10 protein-coding genes are annotated in these 15,712 nt (G+C 71.0%); 4 read left to right on the top strand and 6 right to left on the bottom strand.

All coding sequences use genetic code 11. The annotated features are described in order from the left end of the window. Positions 1–25: 25 nt before the first annotated feature. Complete coding sequence (locus SPRI_RS33055) at positions 26–949, top strand: MurR/RpiR family transcriptional regulator (RefSeq protein ID WP_005320923.1); 924 nt, start codon at positions 26–28, stop codon at positions 947–949. 330 nt (positions 950–1,279) lie between these two features. Continuing rightward, positions 1,280–1,663, top strand: a complete 384-nt coding sequence (locus tag SPRI_RS33050; RefSeq protein WP_005320921.1) for a hypothetical protein — start codon at positions 1,280–1,282, stop codon at positions 1,661–1,663. Between the two features lie 31 nt (positions 1,664–1,694). Here the strand turns inward: SPRI_RS33050 and SPRI_RS33045 are convergent, their stop codons facing one another. The 6 genes from SPRI_RS33045 to zwf form a co-directional block, all read right to left on the bottom strand. Next, complete coding sequence (locus tag SPRI_RS33045) at positions 1,695–4,547, bottom strand: NHLP bacteriocin export ABC transporter permease/ATPase subunit (protein ID WP_053557606.1); 2,853 nt, start codon at positions 4,545–4,547, stop codon at positions 1,695–1,697. A gap of 1 nt (position 4,548) precedes the next feature. After that, positions 4,549–6,858 (bottom strand): NHLP family bacteriocin export ABC transporter peptidase/permease/ATPase subunit, encoded by a 2,310-nt coding sequence (locus SPRI_RS33040; RefSeq protein ID WP_005320917.1) that lies wholly within the window; start codon positions 6,856–6,858, stop codon positions 4,549–4,551. After that, positions 6,855–7,661 carry an HlyD family efflux transporter periplasmic adaptor subunit gene (locus SPRI_RS33035; RefSeq protein WP_005320916.1) on the bottom strand — a complete coding sequence of 269 codons (807 nt, stop codon included), beginning with the start codon at positions 7,659–7,661 and terminating at the stop codon, positions 6,855–6,857. Before SPRI_RS33035 ends, SPRI_RS33040 begins: the two co-directional genes overlap by 4 nt. Positions 7,662–7,852: 191 nt before the next feature. Continuing rightward, positions 7,853–8,071 carry a hypothetical protein gene (locus SPRI_RS33030; RefSeq protein WP_037775423.1) on the bottom strand — a complete coding sequence of 73 codons (219 nt, stop codon included), beginning with the start codon at positions 8,069–8,071 and terminating at the stop codon, positions 7,853–7,855. Positions 8,072–8,606: 535 nt separating this feature from the next. After that, positions 8,607–9,554 carry a glucose-6-phosphate dehydrogenase assembly protein OpcA gene (gene opcA, locus SPRI_RS33025; RefSeq protein ID WP_005320914.1) on the bottom strand — a complete coding sequence of 316 codons (948 nt, stop codon included), beginning with the start codon at positions 9,552–9,554 and terminating at the stop codon, positions 8,607–8,609. Beyond that, complete coding sequence (zwf, locus tag SPRI_RS33020) at positions 9,551–11,134, bottom strand: glucose-6-phosphate dehydrogenase (RefSeq protein ID WP_005320913.1); 1,584 nt, start codon at positions 11,132–11,134, stop codon at positions 9,551–9,553. The genes opcA and zwf overlap by 4 nt, the downstream gene beginning before the upstream one ends. A gap of 239 nt (positions 11,135–11,373) precedes the next feature. Between zwf and SPRI_RS33015 the strand changes: the two genes are divergently transcribed. Both SPRI_RS33015 and SPRI_RS33010 read left to right on the top strand, forming a co-directional pair. Further along, positions 11,374–12,492: an endo-1,4-beta-xylanase gene (locus SPRI_RS33015; RefSeq protein ID WP_005320911.1), complete on the top strand. Its 1,119-nt coding sequence runs from the start codon at positions 11,374–11,376 to the stop codon at positions 12,490–12,492. A 39-nt stretch (positions 12,493–12,531) separates the two neighbouring features. Then, on the top strand, positions 12,532–15,708 hold the full coding sequence (locus SPRI_RS33010) for a glycosyl hydrolase 115 family protein (protein WP_005320908.1): 3,177 nt from the start codon (positions 12,532–12,534) through the stop codon (positions 15,706–15,708). Positions 15,709–15,712: the final 4 nt, after the last annotated feature.

Raw genomic sequence — 15,712 nt, 5'->3', positions numbered from 1 at the left:
GTTGGACATAGAAGGGGGCACACCGGTGCCATCAGGGCAGCAGGAACGTGCGCAGGCCGCCGCGATCACCCCGGGCGGGCCGCCCGAGGAGCAGCAGCCCGCTCCGGCCGAGCGGGTGCTCGCACTGCTCGGCGGCCACCGCCTCTCCCCCGGTCAGCGGCGCATCGCCCAGTACATCATCGACCACCTCACCGAGGCCGCGTTCCTGTCGATCACCGACCTCGCGGAGCGGGTCGGGGTCAGCCAGCCGTCGGTGACCCGGTTCGCGACGTCCCTCGGCTACAGCGGCTACCCGGCGCTGCGGGAGGCGTTGCAGCCGATCGCGCTGAGCGCGGTGGCCGGTTCGCCGGAGACCCGTGCGGAGATCCGCCGCAACGAGCTGCAGGCGGCCGTCGACGCCGAGATCCAGAACCTGGAGAACCTGCGGCGGGTGCTGGCCGACACCGACCGGGTGCTCGGCATCGGCCGGGAGCTGGCCCTCTCGATGCCCCTGACGGTTCTCGGGCTGCGGATCTCCGTCTCGCTCGCGGAGTACTTCGCGTACGCGGCCCGCCGTATCCATCCGGATGTGCGGCTGGTGACCCGTGGCGGCAGCGTGGCCTACGACGCGCTGCTTCAGTCCCGGGAGGCGGGCGGGACCTGGGTGCTGGCCTTCGCGATGCCCCGGCACGCCAACGAGACGCTGGCGGCGCTGCGGGCGGCCCGCCGCACCGGCCTGCGGGTCGCGCTGATCACCGACCTGACGCTGGGGCCGCTGGTCGAGGAGGCCGATGTGACGCTCACGGCGGGGACGGGGTCGCGGCTGGTGTTCGACTCGTACGCGGCGCCCGGGGTGCTGTCCGCCGCGGTGCTGCAGGCGATGGCGGACGCCGACCCGGAGCGGACGCAGGTGCGGCTGGAGGGCTACGAGCAGGTCGCGGATCAGCACGACTTCTTCCTCGACGACTGAACCGCCTGGCTTTCGGTGCTCGAACCGGTCTCTTACCGGTATTTTTCATGCCCAGCGGTGCATGAAATTTTTCATACCCTTGCGTACTCGACGGTATATATATTTACTGCTCCTGGCGCCGGTGTCCTCCGTTGCCATGAGGGCCGCACCCGAGCCCTCCCCAACCGAACACCCGGGGTACGGCGCTCCCTCCTCGCGCCGCCCTCCGGTGTTCAATCCGGGCTCCGCATTCCGCCGCGGACGCCCTCGGCGGTCCCGGTCAACCCCTGGGCCGGGACCGCCGCACATCTCTCGATCAGAGTTCATCGGCACCACCCGGAGCGACGACGAATGTCCCGAACCCTCTCCCCGGTCGATCCGGACTGGCCCTGCCAGGTGAAGGCCCCCGGCAGCCACGACTGGGAGCGGACCGCCGCCCGTTGGCTGCGCGATCTGCTGCCGGCCCGTTACGCCGGCTACTCCACGCTCAACCGGCATCCCGTATTGCTCGCCCGGCACGCACAGCTCCAGATACAGCACGAGATGCGGGCGGTACGGGCCGCCCTGCAGACCTCCCGGTGCGAACTGCCGCCGCTGGGCGTGGCGGAGACCGTCATCGAGAACACGATCCGGCTGTACGCGGTCGAGCTCGAGCAGCTCGGCCGGCTGGCCCGCGGGGTCAGGCTCGTCGGCGACGCCCTCGTCACGGGCGGCGGCACGCACCGCCGGCGGTAGCCCACCGGGCCGCGGGCCCGCCCGCCCCCGCTCACGCCAGTTGCCGCCGTACCAGTCCGTGGAGCCGGCCGCCCGCGTCGGCGAGCAGGTCGGCGGGCCGGCCCTCCTCGACGACCCGGCCCTCCTCCATCACGATCACCCGGTCCGCGTCCATCACGGTGGACAGCCGGTGGGCGATGACGATCCTGGTGGCGTCCAGCCGGCGGGTGCTCTCGATGACGACGCGCTGCGTCTCGTTGTCGAGCGCGCTGGTGGCCTCGTCGAAGAAGAGGATGCGCGGCCGCCGCACCAGGGCCTGGGCGATCATCAGCCGTTGCCGCTGGCCGCCGGATATGGCGCCGCCGGACGAGATCAGTGTGTGCAGGCCCATCGGCATCCGCTTGATGTCCTCCGCCAGCCCCGCCATCTCCGCGGCCTCCCAGACCTCGTCCTGCGAGAAGGTCTCCGCGCCGCAGATGCAGTCGAGGATCGAGCCGGTGAGCGGCTGGGCGTTCTGGAGCACCACACCGCACTGCCGGCGCACGGCGGCGGGGTCCAGCGCGGCCAGGTCCTGGCCGTCGTAGAGGACCGTGCCCGAGGCGGGCCGGTCGAAGCCGATGAGCAGCCGCAGCAGGGTCGACTTGCCGCATCCGCTCGGGCCGACGATCGCCACGAACTCGCCCTGCCGGACCTGGAGCGACACGTCGTCGAGGACCGGGGGGCCGTCGTCGGCGTACCGGAAGGTGAGCTTCCTTGCCTCGATCGCACCGGAGAGGGTGCCGGGCTGCGCGCTCGCTCCGCGTACTTCGGTGGCCTCGTCGAGGATGGGGCGCACCTGCTCGAACATGGGCAGGGCGGCGGCGGCCGACACCAGCACGCCGGTGACCTGGGTGACGGAGGTCAGCAGCATGGTGACGGCGGTGCTGAAGGTGAGGAACTCGGCCGCCGACATGGAGCCGCGGGCCGGCCCCGCCAGCAGCATGAACATGATGAGCGAGCAGAGCGGCAGATAGACCGCGTCCAGTACCGTGGTCAGGTTCCTGATCCGGCCCACCCGCTGCTGGAGTTCACGGGAGCGGGCGAACTGCCGCGCCCAGGCCGCGTACGCGAAGCTCTCCGCCGCGGCGACCCGCAGCTTGGGCAGACCCCGCAGGGTCTGGAACGCCTGGTTGTTGAGCTTGTTGGAGAGTTCCACCAGCCTGCGCTGCCAGCGGACCTGCCACAGCCCCATGCCGAGGAACACCGCGCCGATGACGAGCAGCATGCCGATGGCCGCGAGCGCCAGCGGAACGCTGAACCAGAGGAGCAGTACGACGTTCATCGCACCCACCGTGGTGGACTGCAGGGCCACGGGGCCGATGCCCGAAAGAACGCGGCGCATCGAGCTGATCCCCATGGCGGCGCTCGCCAGCTCTCCGGTCGACCGCTCGGCGAAGAACTTGGTCGGCAGCCGCAGGAGCCGGTCCCAGACGGCGGGTTGGAGGGTGCTCTCGATCCGGCCCTCCATCCGCAGGACGGTGAGGTTCTGCAGCAGCATGAAGGCGGCGGAGACGATGCTCGTGACCATCAGGGCGAGCGAGACCTGCACGATCAGGCCGCTCTCCGCCTTCGGCACGTACACACCGAGGATCTGTCCGGTCGCGATCGGCACGAGTGCGCCGAGCGCGACGGTGACGAGTCCCGCGACGGCCAGGTTCCGCAGGTCCTTGCGGGTGCCGCGGAGGCTGAAGCGGGCCAGCCGCCAGAGGGTGGCGGGCCGCTCGGGCAGCGGCCGGTAGAACATGACGGCGCGTTCGTCGAACTCGTCGGCGTTGTCGCTGCCGACGCGGGTGCGGGAGCCGGTGAGCGGGTTGACCGCCTCGTAGCGTCCACGGCGCCAGATCAGTGCGACGGGGGCGCCGGAGGCGGCACGACGGCCCACCAGCGGGCCGGCGTCGGTGCGCCACCAGCGGCCCTGGAGACGGACGGGCCGGGTACGGACGCGGGACGCGACGGCGATGCGTTCGACGGGATCGACGCGGTCGTCCGCCGCGCCGCTCCTCGGGGGTTCGGTGAGCGTCGTCCCGGCGGCGGCCGCGACGTGCCGGCACACCGCCAGCAGGGTGTCGTCGCCGTCCGCGCCGCCGGCGCCGCGTCCGGCGCGGTCCGGCCCGCCGATGGAGGCGAGGAGCGCCTCGTCGGCCCGGGCGCGCACATCGGCACCGGCCTTCATGCCGGCGGCCGTCCGGTCCTCGTGGGCCCGTTCCAGCTCCTCGATCCAGCCGTCGACCGCGGAGAGCAGCCGGTACTGCTGGTTCACCATGCTCTGCCACATCGCGCCCTCGACGAGCAGGTCGCCCGCCGCCTCCGCGCTGTAGGAGGCCCCGTACTGCACGCTGCCCGGCTCGACCTGCATCCACAGGACGTCGTCGTCGGCCATCGCCTCCTCTCCGGCCGGGCGGCCCTCGAGCGGCGCCTCGAAGAGCACCCCCAGACCGCGGCCGACGCCGAGCCCGAAGGCGTACTCGAGCTGGGTGGCCGCCGTCCGCCCGTACGGGTCCTGGTAGGCGGGCGGGTACGCGTGGTCCGGTACGTACAGCTCCCGCAGCGGGATCCGGCGCAGCAGGCAGTCCTGCGAGGGCCGGCCCGTCAGGGTGTGCCGCGGGCCCTCGACCGGGCCGAGGAGGAGCGTGCCCGGTTCGAGCCGGCCCAGGAAGTGCCAGTGGCCCTCCTCCGCCGCGTCCACGGCGAAAAGGTCCAGGGCGCCGCCCACGACGAGCCACATCACCTGCGGCCCTTCCAGGTGCAGGCTGCGCAGGCCGGTGGTGTCGACGGGCGCGCCGAGGCCGCCGAGCGCGTGGAGCACCGCGTCGGACTGCTCGTGGGCCTGGTGGAACGCGGTGGTCGTGGGGGGTACGGATGACACGTCAGTGCTCCTTGACGAGTTCGGCGTACGGTCCCTGGGCGGCCACCAGTTCCTCGTGGCGGCCCCGTTCGACGACGGTGCCGTGGTCCAGCACCACGATCTCGTCGCTGTCGCGCACGGTGCTCAGCCGGTGGGCGATGACCACGCACGCGCAGCCCCTGCGGCGGAGGTTGTCGATGATGACGCGTTCGGTCTCCGCGTCCAGGGCGCTGGTGACCTCGTCGAGCACCAGGATGCTGGGGCGGCGCACCAGGGCGCGGGCGATCTCGAGGCGCTGGCGCTGTCCGCCCGAGAAGTTGCGGCCGTCCTGTTCGACGCGGCTGTGGATGCCCTCGGGACGGCGCATGATCACGTCGAGCACCGCGGCGTCCCGGAGAGCGTTCTCCACGGCCTCGTCGGAGATGGAGGGGTCCCACAGGGTCACGTTGTCGCGGACGGTGCCCTCGAAGAGGAAGATGTCCTGGTCGACGAAGGAGACGGAGGCGGCGAGCGCCCCGCGGGGAATGTCCGCGAGCAGCCGGCCGTCGATCCGGATGGTGCCCTCCCACGGGCTGTAGAGGCCCGATATCAGCCGGGAGACGGTGGACTTGCCGCTCCCTGAGCCGCCGACGAGGGCGACCTGCCGGCCCGGGCCGACGGTCAGCGAGAAGCCGCTCAGCAGCGGCGCGTCCAGCGGGCTGTAACCGAAGGTGATGTTCTCGAGCGTCACATGTCCCTTGAGCCGGCGGCTGCTCGGGTCCGGTTCCTCGCGGGAGTAGAGGGGATCGACGGGGAAGCTCTCGACGTCCTTGAGCCTCGCGACGTCCGCGGCGAAGTCCTGGATGCGGCCGGCCACGCCGTTGAGCCGGGTGATCGGTGCGGTGAAGCGGGCCACCAGCGCCTGGAAGGCGACAAGGAGACCGATCGATATATGGCCTTCCACAGCACGCAGACCGCCGATCCACAGGATCAGGGCGCTGTTGAGCGTGGCGAGGGTCGGGGCGACGACGGCCAGGACCGCACTCGGCACGCCGAGGCGCTGCTGGACGTCCAGGGTGGTGGCGTGCTGGCCGGCCCACCTGCGGAAGAAGCCGTTCTCCCCGCCGGTCGCCTTCATCGTCTCGATCAGCTGAAGGCCGGTGTACGAGGTGTTGGTGAGCCGGGCGCTGTCGGCGCGCAGCTTCTGGGTGTGGGTGGAGCGGAGTCTGATGACGATGCGCATCGCCACGACGTTGAGCAGGGCGATCAGCACGCCGACGACGGTGAGCTGGGGGTCGTAGCTCCACAGGAGCGCGGCGTAGAGGATCACCACCACGCCGTCGACGGCGGCCGCGGCGAGGTCACGCGCGAGGGTCTCCGCCACGGCGTCGTTGGACTGGAGCCGTTGCACCAGGTCGGCCGGACTGCGCTGGGCGAAGAACGTGACGGGAAGCCGCAGGAGATGGCGCAGGAAGCGGGCGCTGCTCAGGGTGGAGGAGATGATGCGCCCGCGCAGCAGGTTCGCCTGCTGGAGTCCGGTGAGCACGGCGGTCAGGGCCACCGTCGCCGCCATGGCGGCGAACAGGGTGCCGAGCAGCGAGGTCTGCCCGCCGATCAGGAACATGTCGATGTACGTGCGGCTGAGCGCCGGCACGGCCGCGCCCACCGCGACGAGCAGGAGGCTCGCGAGGAAGGCGGCGAACAGGGTGCCCGCGGTGCCGCGCAGCCTGGCGGGGACCGCCGCCAGCACGCCCGGCTTGCGGCCGCCCTTGCGGAAGCCGCGGTCCGGCTCGAAGACCAGGGCCACGCCGGTGAAGCTGGTGTCGAAGTCCTCCGCGGGGACGAAACGGCGTCCCTTGTCGGGGTCGTTGATGTGCACCCCGCGGCGGCCGAACCTGCGTCCCGTGCCCTCGTAGACGACGTAGTGGTTGAACTCCCAGAACAGGATGGCGGGCGGCTGCACCTCGGCGAGCGCGGTCGCCTCCATCTGCATGCCCTTGGCGGTGAGGCCGTAACTGCGGGCCGCCTTCAGCACGTTGCTGGCCCGGGAGCCGTCGCGGGAGACGCCGCAGGCGATGCGGAGCTCCTCCAGCGGCACATGGCGGCCGTAGTGGGAGAGGACCATCGCGAGGGCGGCCGCCCCGCACTCCACGGCCTCCATCTGGAGCACGGTGGGGGTGCGCACGGAACGGGGCCTGCTGCCGCGCCGCTGCTGCTTGCGGCGGGGCGGCGGCGCGGCGCGACGGGTCCCGCGGCGTCCGCTCGGCGCCGCCGCCTCCGGCCGGTGCCTGCCGCGGCCGGCCGGCGGCAACTGCTGCTGGGGCTGGGGGGCGTTGTGCTCGGTCCGGGTCACGGCAGCAGCCAATCGATCGGGCGCTGCTCGGCAAGGTGGACGGCGCCGCCGGTCAGGGTCATGGATTCGAGCGCGTACGGCGGCCCGTCGGACGACGACCACCGGTACCCGGACTCGGTGTCCGAGGCGGTGTCCAGTTCGACCAGCACGGAGACCGGCTGACCGGAACGGGAGAAGTGCTCGCCCAGCTGGCTGCTGCCGAGGAAGGCGGTGATCCGCTGGCTGCTCTGGGCGGTCCTGCCGACCGTCTTGACCCGGCCGCGCAGCACGCCGTACTTCTGTGTGGCCACGGACTGGACGCTGAGGTCGACCTTGGCGCCGACGGGCACGCTGGAGCCGTTCTCCGCGGGCAGGTACAGCACGGCCATCAGGGGGTCGTCCGGTTTCTCGACGCGTTCGACGGCCGCGACGTCCGCGCCGGGGGTGACCACGGATCCGATCGAGGTGACGAGTGTGGTCAGCCGGCCGGCGGCGATGGCGCGGACGACGGTGTCGCCCTGCGGGGTGCTGACCTTCAGCAGGGGCGCGTCGGCGCGGAGCCTGTCGCCCTCCTGGGCGAGGACCTCCGTGACCTGGCCGGCGACCGGGCTCTGCAGCACGTAACTGCCCTGGGCGTGGGTGAGGATGCCCGGTGCGTCCACTGTGGAGGACACCTTTCCGGTCACCGCCCACACACCCGCGGCGATCATGACCACGACGGTGACGGTGAGGACGAGCAGCCCCTGCGGCCGGGCGAAACGGACCGGGAGGTCTATCTCTTCCGGTGACTGCAGTTTGGAAAGGGCCTGTTGGCGGAACTGCACGATGCTCTTCCCTCAACTGCCTCGGATTACGGGGGAACTGGATACCGCCTCGACCGCACTCCGTGCGGGAGGGGCCGGCGCGCGGGGCGATGGCGCCCGAACCACGCGCGGCCGTGTGCCCCGGAACCTGGCCGGCTCCGGGGCACACGGCTCGGCAATGCCGGCAGAGGGGTGCCGGCGAGCCGCGGGTCTTACAGGCCGGCGACGAGACCGGTGACCGGGCCGGTGATGGCCGCGGTGTTGATGCCGGTGGCACCCTCGACGACGCCCGTCACGGTGGCGACGGTGCCGGAGACCGGGGCGATGCTGTCAAGAGCGGCGGTGGCGTTGCTCACCGTGGCGCTGTGGAGACCGCCGGCGATGTTGTCCAGCTCGGAGTCGGCGATCTCCTGGGTGGGGACGAAGCTCATGAGAAGTTCCCTTCGGATGGATATTTCGATATTGCAGCGCCCGGCACGAAAAGAGCGGTACCGGCCGCCTGGCGGGCGTGGGGGGATTCCCGGATCCGGGAACCCTTCTTCGAATCCCGCGGTGCGAAGGATCAAAGCACGTAAGGCCGTTGAGCAGCCAATCACGGCAAGCGGATTCTCAGCGGGAAAGGCACCCGATTACCGTCGCGTGGACGCCCCTACATGAATCGACGCCATCTCCTTCACGGAATCACCGAATTCGCGCGCCGGGCGATCGGCGGGTCATCCCGCAGAGAACTGGACATTCCCACACAGACACCGATAGCCGCAGGTCAGGCGGGCGGCGGGGCGGAGGTCCGGAGTTGGGAGACGGTGTGCCGCCTGAGCATTCGGTGTGCAGATTCATTGAAGGCGGAGGTTTTTTGACGGCACCTCACAAAGCCTTCACACCAGGGCGGGGCGGCGCCCTGAAACACCCCACCTCACCCCGCCGTCGAGTCACCGCGCAATTGCGGAGAGTTGCGTCCGGTGGCGTTCAGGCGGTGTCCGGAACCGTTTTGGGAGCAGGGGCGGTGATTTGTGCGTGCAGCGCCGCGGCATAGGCCTCGTCCGGGTCGAGCCTGCGCAGTTCCTCCGCGATGAGCTCCGCGGTGCTGCGCACTTTCAGGGCGAGGACGCGGGAGGGCTGCCCGGGGATGCTGAGCCGGGCGACGGGCCCTTCCGGCCGGTCGATGTGGATCTCGCCGTCGGCGGTGCGGAGCCGGACCGCGGTGACGACGGGCCCCTCGGTGACGACCTGCTCGACCGGCACCTTCAGCCGGTCGGCGAACCAGCGGGCGAGCAGTTCGGCGCTGGGATTGTCGGCCTCGCTCTCGACCACCGCGGAGACGATCTCGGCACGGGCCTGGTCCAGCGCGGCGGCCAGCATGGAGCGCCACGGCGTGAGCCTGGTCCAGGCGAGGTCGGTGTCGCCCGGCTCGTACCCCGAGGCGCGGGCGTCGAGTTCCTCGATCGGCCGCTCCACCGCGTACGCGTCGGTGATGCGCCGCTGCGCGAGGGCCCCCAGCGGATCCTTGGCGGGGACGGGCGGGGCGTCCACCGGCCACCAGACGACGACGGGGGCGTCGGGCAGCAGCAGCGGCAGCACCACCGAGTCGGCCCGGTGGGTCAGTTCGCCGTGCAGCCGCAGCAGCACCGTCTCGCCGGCGCCGGCGTCGCTGCCGAGGCGCACCTCGGCGTCGAGGCGGGGGTCGTGGCGGTCGCGCGGCGAGCGGGCGTGGCGCTTGATGACGACGAGGGTGCGGGAGGGGTGTTCGCGGGAGGCGTCGCCCGCCGCCTTGATGGCGTCGTAGGCGTTCTCCTCGTCGGTGACGATGACCAGGGTGAGCACCATGCCGACGGCCGGGGTGCCGATCGCGCGGCGGCCCCGGACGAGCGCCTTGTTGATCTTGCTGGCCGTGGTGTCGGTGAGGTCGATCTTCATGGCCTTCGCCAGCTCCGTCCGTCTCGTGCGAGCATGTCGTCCGCTTCGGCGGGCCCCCAGGTGCCGGCCGGGTACTGCGCCGGCTTTCCGCTGCGGTCCCAGAACTCCTCGACGGGGTCGAGGATCCGCCAGGACTCCTCCACCTCCTCGGTCCGCGGGAAGAGGTTGGCGTCCCCCAGCAGCACGTCGAGGATGAGGCGTTCGTACGCCTCGGGGCTGGACTCCGTGAAGGACTCCCCGTAGGCGAAGTCCATCGTCACGTCGCGCAGCTCCATCGATGTACCCGGCACCTTGGAGCCGAACCGCACGGTCACGCCCTCGTCCGGCTGGACGCGGATGACCAGCGCGTTCTGGCCGAGCTCCTCCGTCGCCATGGAGTCGAACGGCGAGTGCGGGGCGCGCTGGAAGACGACCGCGATCTCGGTGACGCGCCGGCCGATCCGCTTGCCCGTGCGCAGGTAGAAGGGAACGCCGGCCCACCTGCGGTTGTCGATCTCCAGCTTGATCGCGGCGTACGTGTCGGTCCTGGAGTCGGGAGCGATGCCCTCCTCCTGGAGGTAGCCGACGGCCTTCTCACCGCCCTGCCAGCCCGCCGTGTACTGCGCGCGCACGGTCGAGCGGGCCAGGTCGGCCGGCAGCTTGACGGCCTTGAACACCTTGAGCTTCTCGGTGACGAGGGACGCGGCGTCGAAGGAGGCGGGCTCCTCCATCGCGGTCAGCGCCAGCAGTTGGAGGAGGTGGTTCTGGATCACGTCACGGGCGGCGCCGATGCCGTCGTAGTAGCCGGCCCGGCCGCCGATGCCGATGTCCTCGGCCATCGTGATCTGCACATGGTCGACGTACGACCGGTTCCAGATCGGCTCGAACAGGGAGTTGGCGAACCGCAGCGCCAGGATGTTCTGGACGGTCTCCTTGCCCAGGTAGTGGTCGATGCGGAAGACCTCGTCGGGCGCGAACACCTCGTGCACGATCTCGTTGAGGTCGCAGGCGCTCGCCAGGTCGTGGCCGAACGGCTTCTCGATGACCGCGCGCCGCCAGGAGCCCTCGGGCGCGTCGGACAGGCCGTGGTCCTTCAGCTGCTGGACGACCTCGGGGAAGAACTTCGGCGGCACGGAGAGGTAGAAGGCGAAGTTGCCGCCGGTGCCCTGGGCCCTGTCGAGGTCCTCGACGGTCGACTTGAGCTGCTCGAACGCGGTGTCGTCGCCGAAGTCGCCCTGGACGAACCGCATCCCCTCCGAGAGCTGCCGCCACACCTCCTCACGGAACGGCGTGCGGGCATGGTCCCTGACGGCCTGGTGGACCACCTCCGCGAAGTCCTGGTCCTGCCATTCCCGGCGGGCGAAGCCGACGAGCGAGAAGCCCGGTGGCAGCAGTCCACGGTTGGCCAGGTCGTACACGGCCGGCATCAGCTTCCTGCGCGACAGGTCCCCGGTGACACCGAAGATGACCAGCCCGGAGGGGCCGGCGATACGGGGCAGCCGCCTGTCCAGCGGGTCCCTCAGCGGATTGGCCCAGCCGCTGCCCGGCGGCGTCCGCCGGGCCCGCTGCCGCGAGCTCTCCTGCGACCTGTTCTGTGACATGGAGTCAGGCCTCCCTGCGCCGACGGCGTTCGGATGCGTCGCTTCCGAGCATCGCATCTCCCGCTGATCTTGCCCGGGCTCACACACCCGGCGGTGCGACTTCCGTGCAGGGGGATTGACCCACCGATTTGCCAGGCCCTAGGTTCCACAGAAAATTGCGGAGCAACTTTCGAAAGTTTCGAAGACCGGAGTCCTCCTGGGCCTTCCGGAAGGCTCCGCCCCACCGAAGGGGAACATCCGTGCTCAAGGTGACCCGTGCCCTGGCGATCAGCGCCGCAACGGCAGGACTTCTCGCCACCTTCACGCTGCCCGCCGCCTCCGCGGCCGCCCCGGCCGGTGCCGCCGGCGCCGGAGGGGAGAGCGTGGCGCCCTCCCGGGACGCCGCGGACGCCGCCACCCTCGGCGCGCTCGGCAGAAAGGCCGGGCTGCGGATCGGCACGGCCGTCGACACCACCGCCCTCGCCGGCGACAGCACCTACCGCGAGACGGTGGCCCGCGAGTTCTCCTCGGTCACCGCGGAGAACGTGATGAAGTGGCAGCTCACCGAGCCCGAGCGCGGCAAGCACGACTGGGCCGCCGCGGACGGACTCGTCGACTTCGCCCGCTCCCACAAGCAACTGGTGCGCGGCCACACGCTCGTCTGGCACAGCCAGCTCCCCGCCTGGGTGACCGAGGGCTCCTTCACGCCGGAGGAGCTCAGGGAGATCCTGCGCCGCCACGTCACCGAGGAGGTACGCCACTTCAAGGGCAGGATCTGGCAGTGGGACGTCGTCAACGAGGCGTTCAACGACGACGGGACCCTGCGCGACAGCATCTGGCTGCGCAACCTGGGCCCCGGATACATCGCCGACGCCTTCCGCTGGGCCCACCGGGCCGACCCGGGCGCGAAGCTCTACATCAACGACTACAACATCGAAGGCGTCAACGCGAAGAGCACCGCCCTGTACGAGCTGGTGAAGCAGCTGCGCCGGGAGGGCGTGCCGGTCCACGGCGTCGGCCTCCAGGGCCACTTCGCCGTCCAGTACGGCTTCCCCGGTGACGTGGCGGCCAACCTGAAGCGGTTCGACGACCTCGGCATGGAGAGCGCGATCACCGAGGCCGACGTCCGGATGCCGATGCCCGCCGACAACATCAAGCTCCAGGCACAGGCGCGCGGTTACAGCGTGCTGCTGGGCGCCTGCCTCGTCACCAGGCGGTGCACCGATTTCACCGTCTGGGGCTTCACCGACAAGTACTCGTGGGTGCCCGACACCTTCGAGGGCGAGGGCGCGGCCAACGTCCTCGACGAGAACTACGCGGCGAAGCCGGCGTTCGACGCCCTCCGCCAGGACCTGACCCTCGCCGGCCGCCGTCGCTGAGCCTCGGTGCGCGAAGACATTCGTCAAGGAAAGGGCACCATGGAACGGCATTCTCCGGGCGGCGCCAGCCGCAGAACGGTACTGGGGCTCGGCCTCGGACTGACCGCCCTGGCCACTCCCCTCGGATCGGCCCTGCTGACCCCCGGCGCGGCATGGGCCGCGCCGGGCGGCGGCACGAGCCGGGCGACGGACCCGGGCTCGTACATCTCCTTCGCACCGGAACCGGGCTGCTTCCCCCTCGTCCGTGCGGGCAGAGCGGTCCCCATCGTGGTGAGTTCCGCAGACCACGAGGGCGTCGTCCGCGTGGCGGGCGATCTGCGGGACGACATCGAACGGGTCACCGGCGTACGACCGGTGCTGCTCCAGGACGGCGTCCCGCGACAGCGCGAGGTCGCGATCGTCGGCACCATCGGCCGCAGTCCGCTGATCGACGGGCTGATCAAGGCGGGCAAGCTCGATGTGCGCGGGATCGAAGGCACGTGGGAGACGTCGCTGCAGACGGTCGTCGAGCACCCGGCGCCCGGCGTCGACCGTGCCTTCGTGATCGCGGGCAGCGACCAGCGGGGCACGATCTTCGGCGCGTACGACGTCTCCCGCGGCATCGGCGTCTCCCCCTGGTACTGGTGGGACGACGTCGTGCCGCGCCACCGCGACGCGCTCTACGTCCGGCGCGGCCGGCACACCCAGGGCACCCCGGCGGTGAAGTACCGGGGCATCTTCATCAACGACGAGAACCCTGCGCTGGGCACCTGGGCCCCGGCCTTCTTCGGCCCGGGCAAGGCCCCCGGCTTCGAGGGCGGATTCAACGCGGCCTTCTACGCCAAGGTCTTCGAGGTGATGCTCCGGCTCAAGGCCAACTACCTGTGGCCGGCGGTCTGGGGCCGGGCGTTCGCGGAGGACGACCCGCTGAACCATGCCACGGCCAAGGCGTACGGCATTGTCATGGGCACCTCCCACGAGGCGCCGATGATGCGCGGCATCGAGGAGTGGAACCGGCACGCGGTCCCCGCGGTGCGCGACCAGGACGGCAACATCACGACGCCCGGCCACGACCCCTACGGCGGCACCGGTGAGTGGTCCTTCCGCCGCAACAAGGAGGCCGTCAAGGCGTACTGGGCGGACGGTGTCCGCCGGATGACGGACGAGGACTTCGAGGGCGTCATCACCCTCGGCATGCGCGGCAACGGTGACACGAGCCTGCCGGACGGCGACGCCATCGACCTGATGAGCGAGATCATCGCCACCCAGCGCGCGATCATCTCCGAGATCACCGGCAAGGACCCGGCGGCCCTGCCCCAGGTGTGGACCCTCTACAAGGAGGTGCAGCGCTACTGGGACCGCGGGCTGCGGGTCCCCGACGACGTGACCGTCGTGCTCACCGACGACAACTGGGGCAACGTCCGCAAGGTGCCCTCGCTCTCCACGGACGCCCGTGCCGGCGGCTACGGCCTCTACTACCACTTCGACTATGTGGGCGTGGGCCGCAACTACAAGTGGGTCGACACCACCACGCTGCCGAACATGTGGGACCAGCTCAGCCAGTCCTTCGCCTACGGCAACGACCGGCTGTGGGTCACCAACGTCGGGGATCTGAAGGGCAACGAACTGCCCACACAGTTCTTCATGGACTACGCGTGGAACCCTCGCCGCTGGGAGCTGGACCGGCTCCCCGAGTGGGAACTGGGCTACGCCCGGCAGAACTTCGGCGAACGCGAGGCCGCCGCGATCGCCGCCGTACTGGACCGGTACGCCCGGCTCCAGTCCCGGCGCAAGCCCGAACTGCTCAACCGCAGAATCACCCTGGACCCGGCGAAGGACCTCGCCACGGACGACAGCGCCGTCGTACACGACGACGAGGCCACCCCCTTCAGCCTCACCGACTACCGGGAACTGGAACGCGTCACGGAGGACTGGCGGCAGCTGGCCCAGGATGCACGGGAGATCGGCCGCCGGATACCGGCCGCCGGCCAGGACGCCTGGTACCAGCTCGTCGGGTACGAGGTCGAGGCCACCGCCAACGTGTACGCGCTGCGCGAGGCGGAGTTCACCAACCTCCACTACGCGGCGCAGGGGCGGGCCCTCACCAACGAGCTGGCGGCCCGGGCGGAAGCCCGGCTCGCCGACGACTTCGCGCTCTCGGACAAGTTCAACAACGAGGTCGCGGGCGGCAAGTGGCGCGGCTTCCAGACCCAGCCGCACATCGGCTACGGCGACGTCGCACGCTACGGGCCCAACGCGCCGTGGCAGCAGCCCGAACTCAACCACGTCGCGCTGCCCGACGAGATCTTCCCCGCCGTCAAGCGCATCGAGCTGCCCGAGCGGCCGGAGATGGGCGTGGCGGTCGACGGCAGCGCCGCATGGTGGCCGAACGAGAAGGCCCCGGCCACGCTGCCCGTCTTCAGCCCGTACCAGAGCCAGCCGGCCCAGTACATCGAGGTCTTCAACCGCGGCGGCGGTTCCTTCGGCTACGAGGTCCGCACCGGTGCCTCGTGGCTGAGCGCCGACCGGCCGCGCGGCCGGGTCGTGACACAGCAGCGGGTGACCCTGCGCGTCGACTGGTCCCGGGCGCCCGGGGGCATCACCCGGCTGCCGGTGGAGGTCCACGGTCCGGACGGCCGCACGGTGCGCGTCGAAGCGGTGATCGACAATCCGTGGGTGTCCCGTGCGCGGCTGTCGGGATTCATCGAGGCGAACGGCTACGTCTCCATCGAGGCCGAGCACTACGCGAAGGCCGTGGGCAGCAGTTCGGTGACCTGGCAGCGCATACCCGGCATCGGGCGCACCGGCGGCGGCATGGAGCCGTTCCCGGTGACGGCGGCCCGCCGCACCCCGGGGGACGGTCCCCATCTCCAGTACGAACTGACCCTGTTCACCGCCGGCCGGGTCACCGTGTGGGCGTATCTGTCGCCGCGGAACAACGTGCTGGCGAGCGACGGGCTGAAGTACGCGGTGTCCTTCGACGACGACCGGCCGCAGACGGTGAACATCACACAGGCCACCGGGTCCGACGACGGCACCATGAACCGCCGGTGGGCGCGCACCACCTCCGACAACGTCAACCTCACCGGCACCGAGCACCGGATCGGCCGCGCGGGCCGGCACGTGCTCCGGTTCTGGATGGTCGACCCGACGGTGGTGCTGCAGAAGCTGGTCGTCGACACCGGCGGTCTGCGGCCCAGCTACCTGGGGCCGCCGGAGAGCATGCGGCTGCGCTGAGAAG

It is taken from the genome of Streptomyces pristinaespiralis, assembly GCF_001278075.1.
GTDB lineage: Bacteria > Actinomycetota > Actinomycetes > Streptomycetales > Streptomycetaceae > Streptomyces > Streptomyces pristinaespiralis.
Note: the sequence above shows the minus strand (reverse complement) of the source record. Positions and strands in the feature narration are given on the sequence as shown.

Bases quoted from the DNA above. Each gene is read 5' to 3' on its own strand.
- SPRI_RS33050 (WP_005320921.1), top strand. From the start codon at position 1,280: ATGTCCCGAACCCTCTCCCCGGTCGATCCGGACTGGCCCTGCCAGGTG.
- SPRI_RS33030 (WP_037775423.1), bottom strand. From the start codon at position 8,071: ATGAGCTTCGTCCCCACCCAGGAGATCGCCGACTCCGAGCTGGACAAC.
- opcA (WP_005320914.1), bottom strand. From the start codon at position 9,554: ATGAAGATCGACCTCACCGACACCACGGCCAGCAAGATCAACAAGGCG.
- zwf (WP_005320913.1), bottom strand. From the start codon at position 11,134: ATGTCACAGAACAGGTCGCAGGAGAGCTCGCGGCAGCGGGCCCGGCGG.
- SPRI_RS33010 (WP_005320908.1), top strand. From the start codon at position 12,532: ATGGAACGGCATTCTCCGGGCGGCGCCAGCCGCAGAACGGTACTGGGG.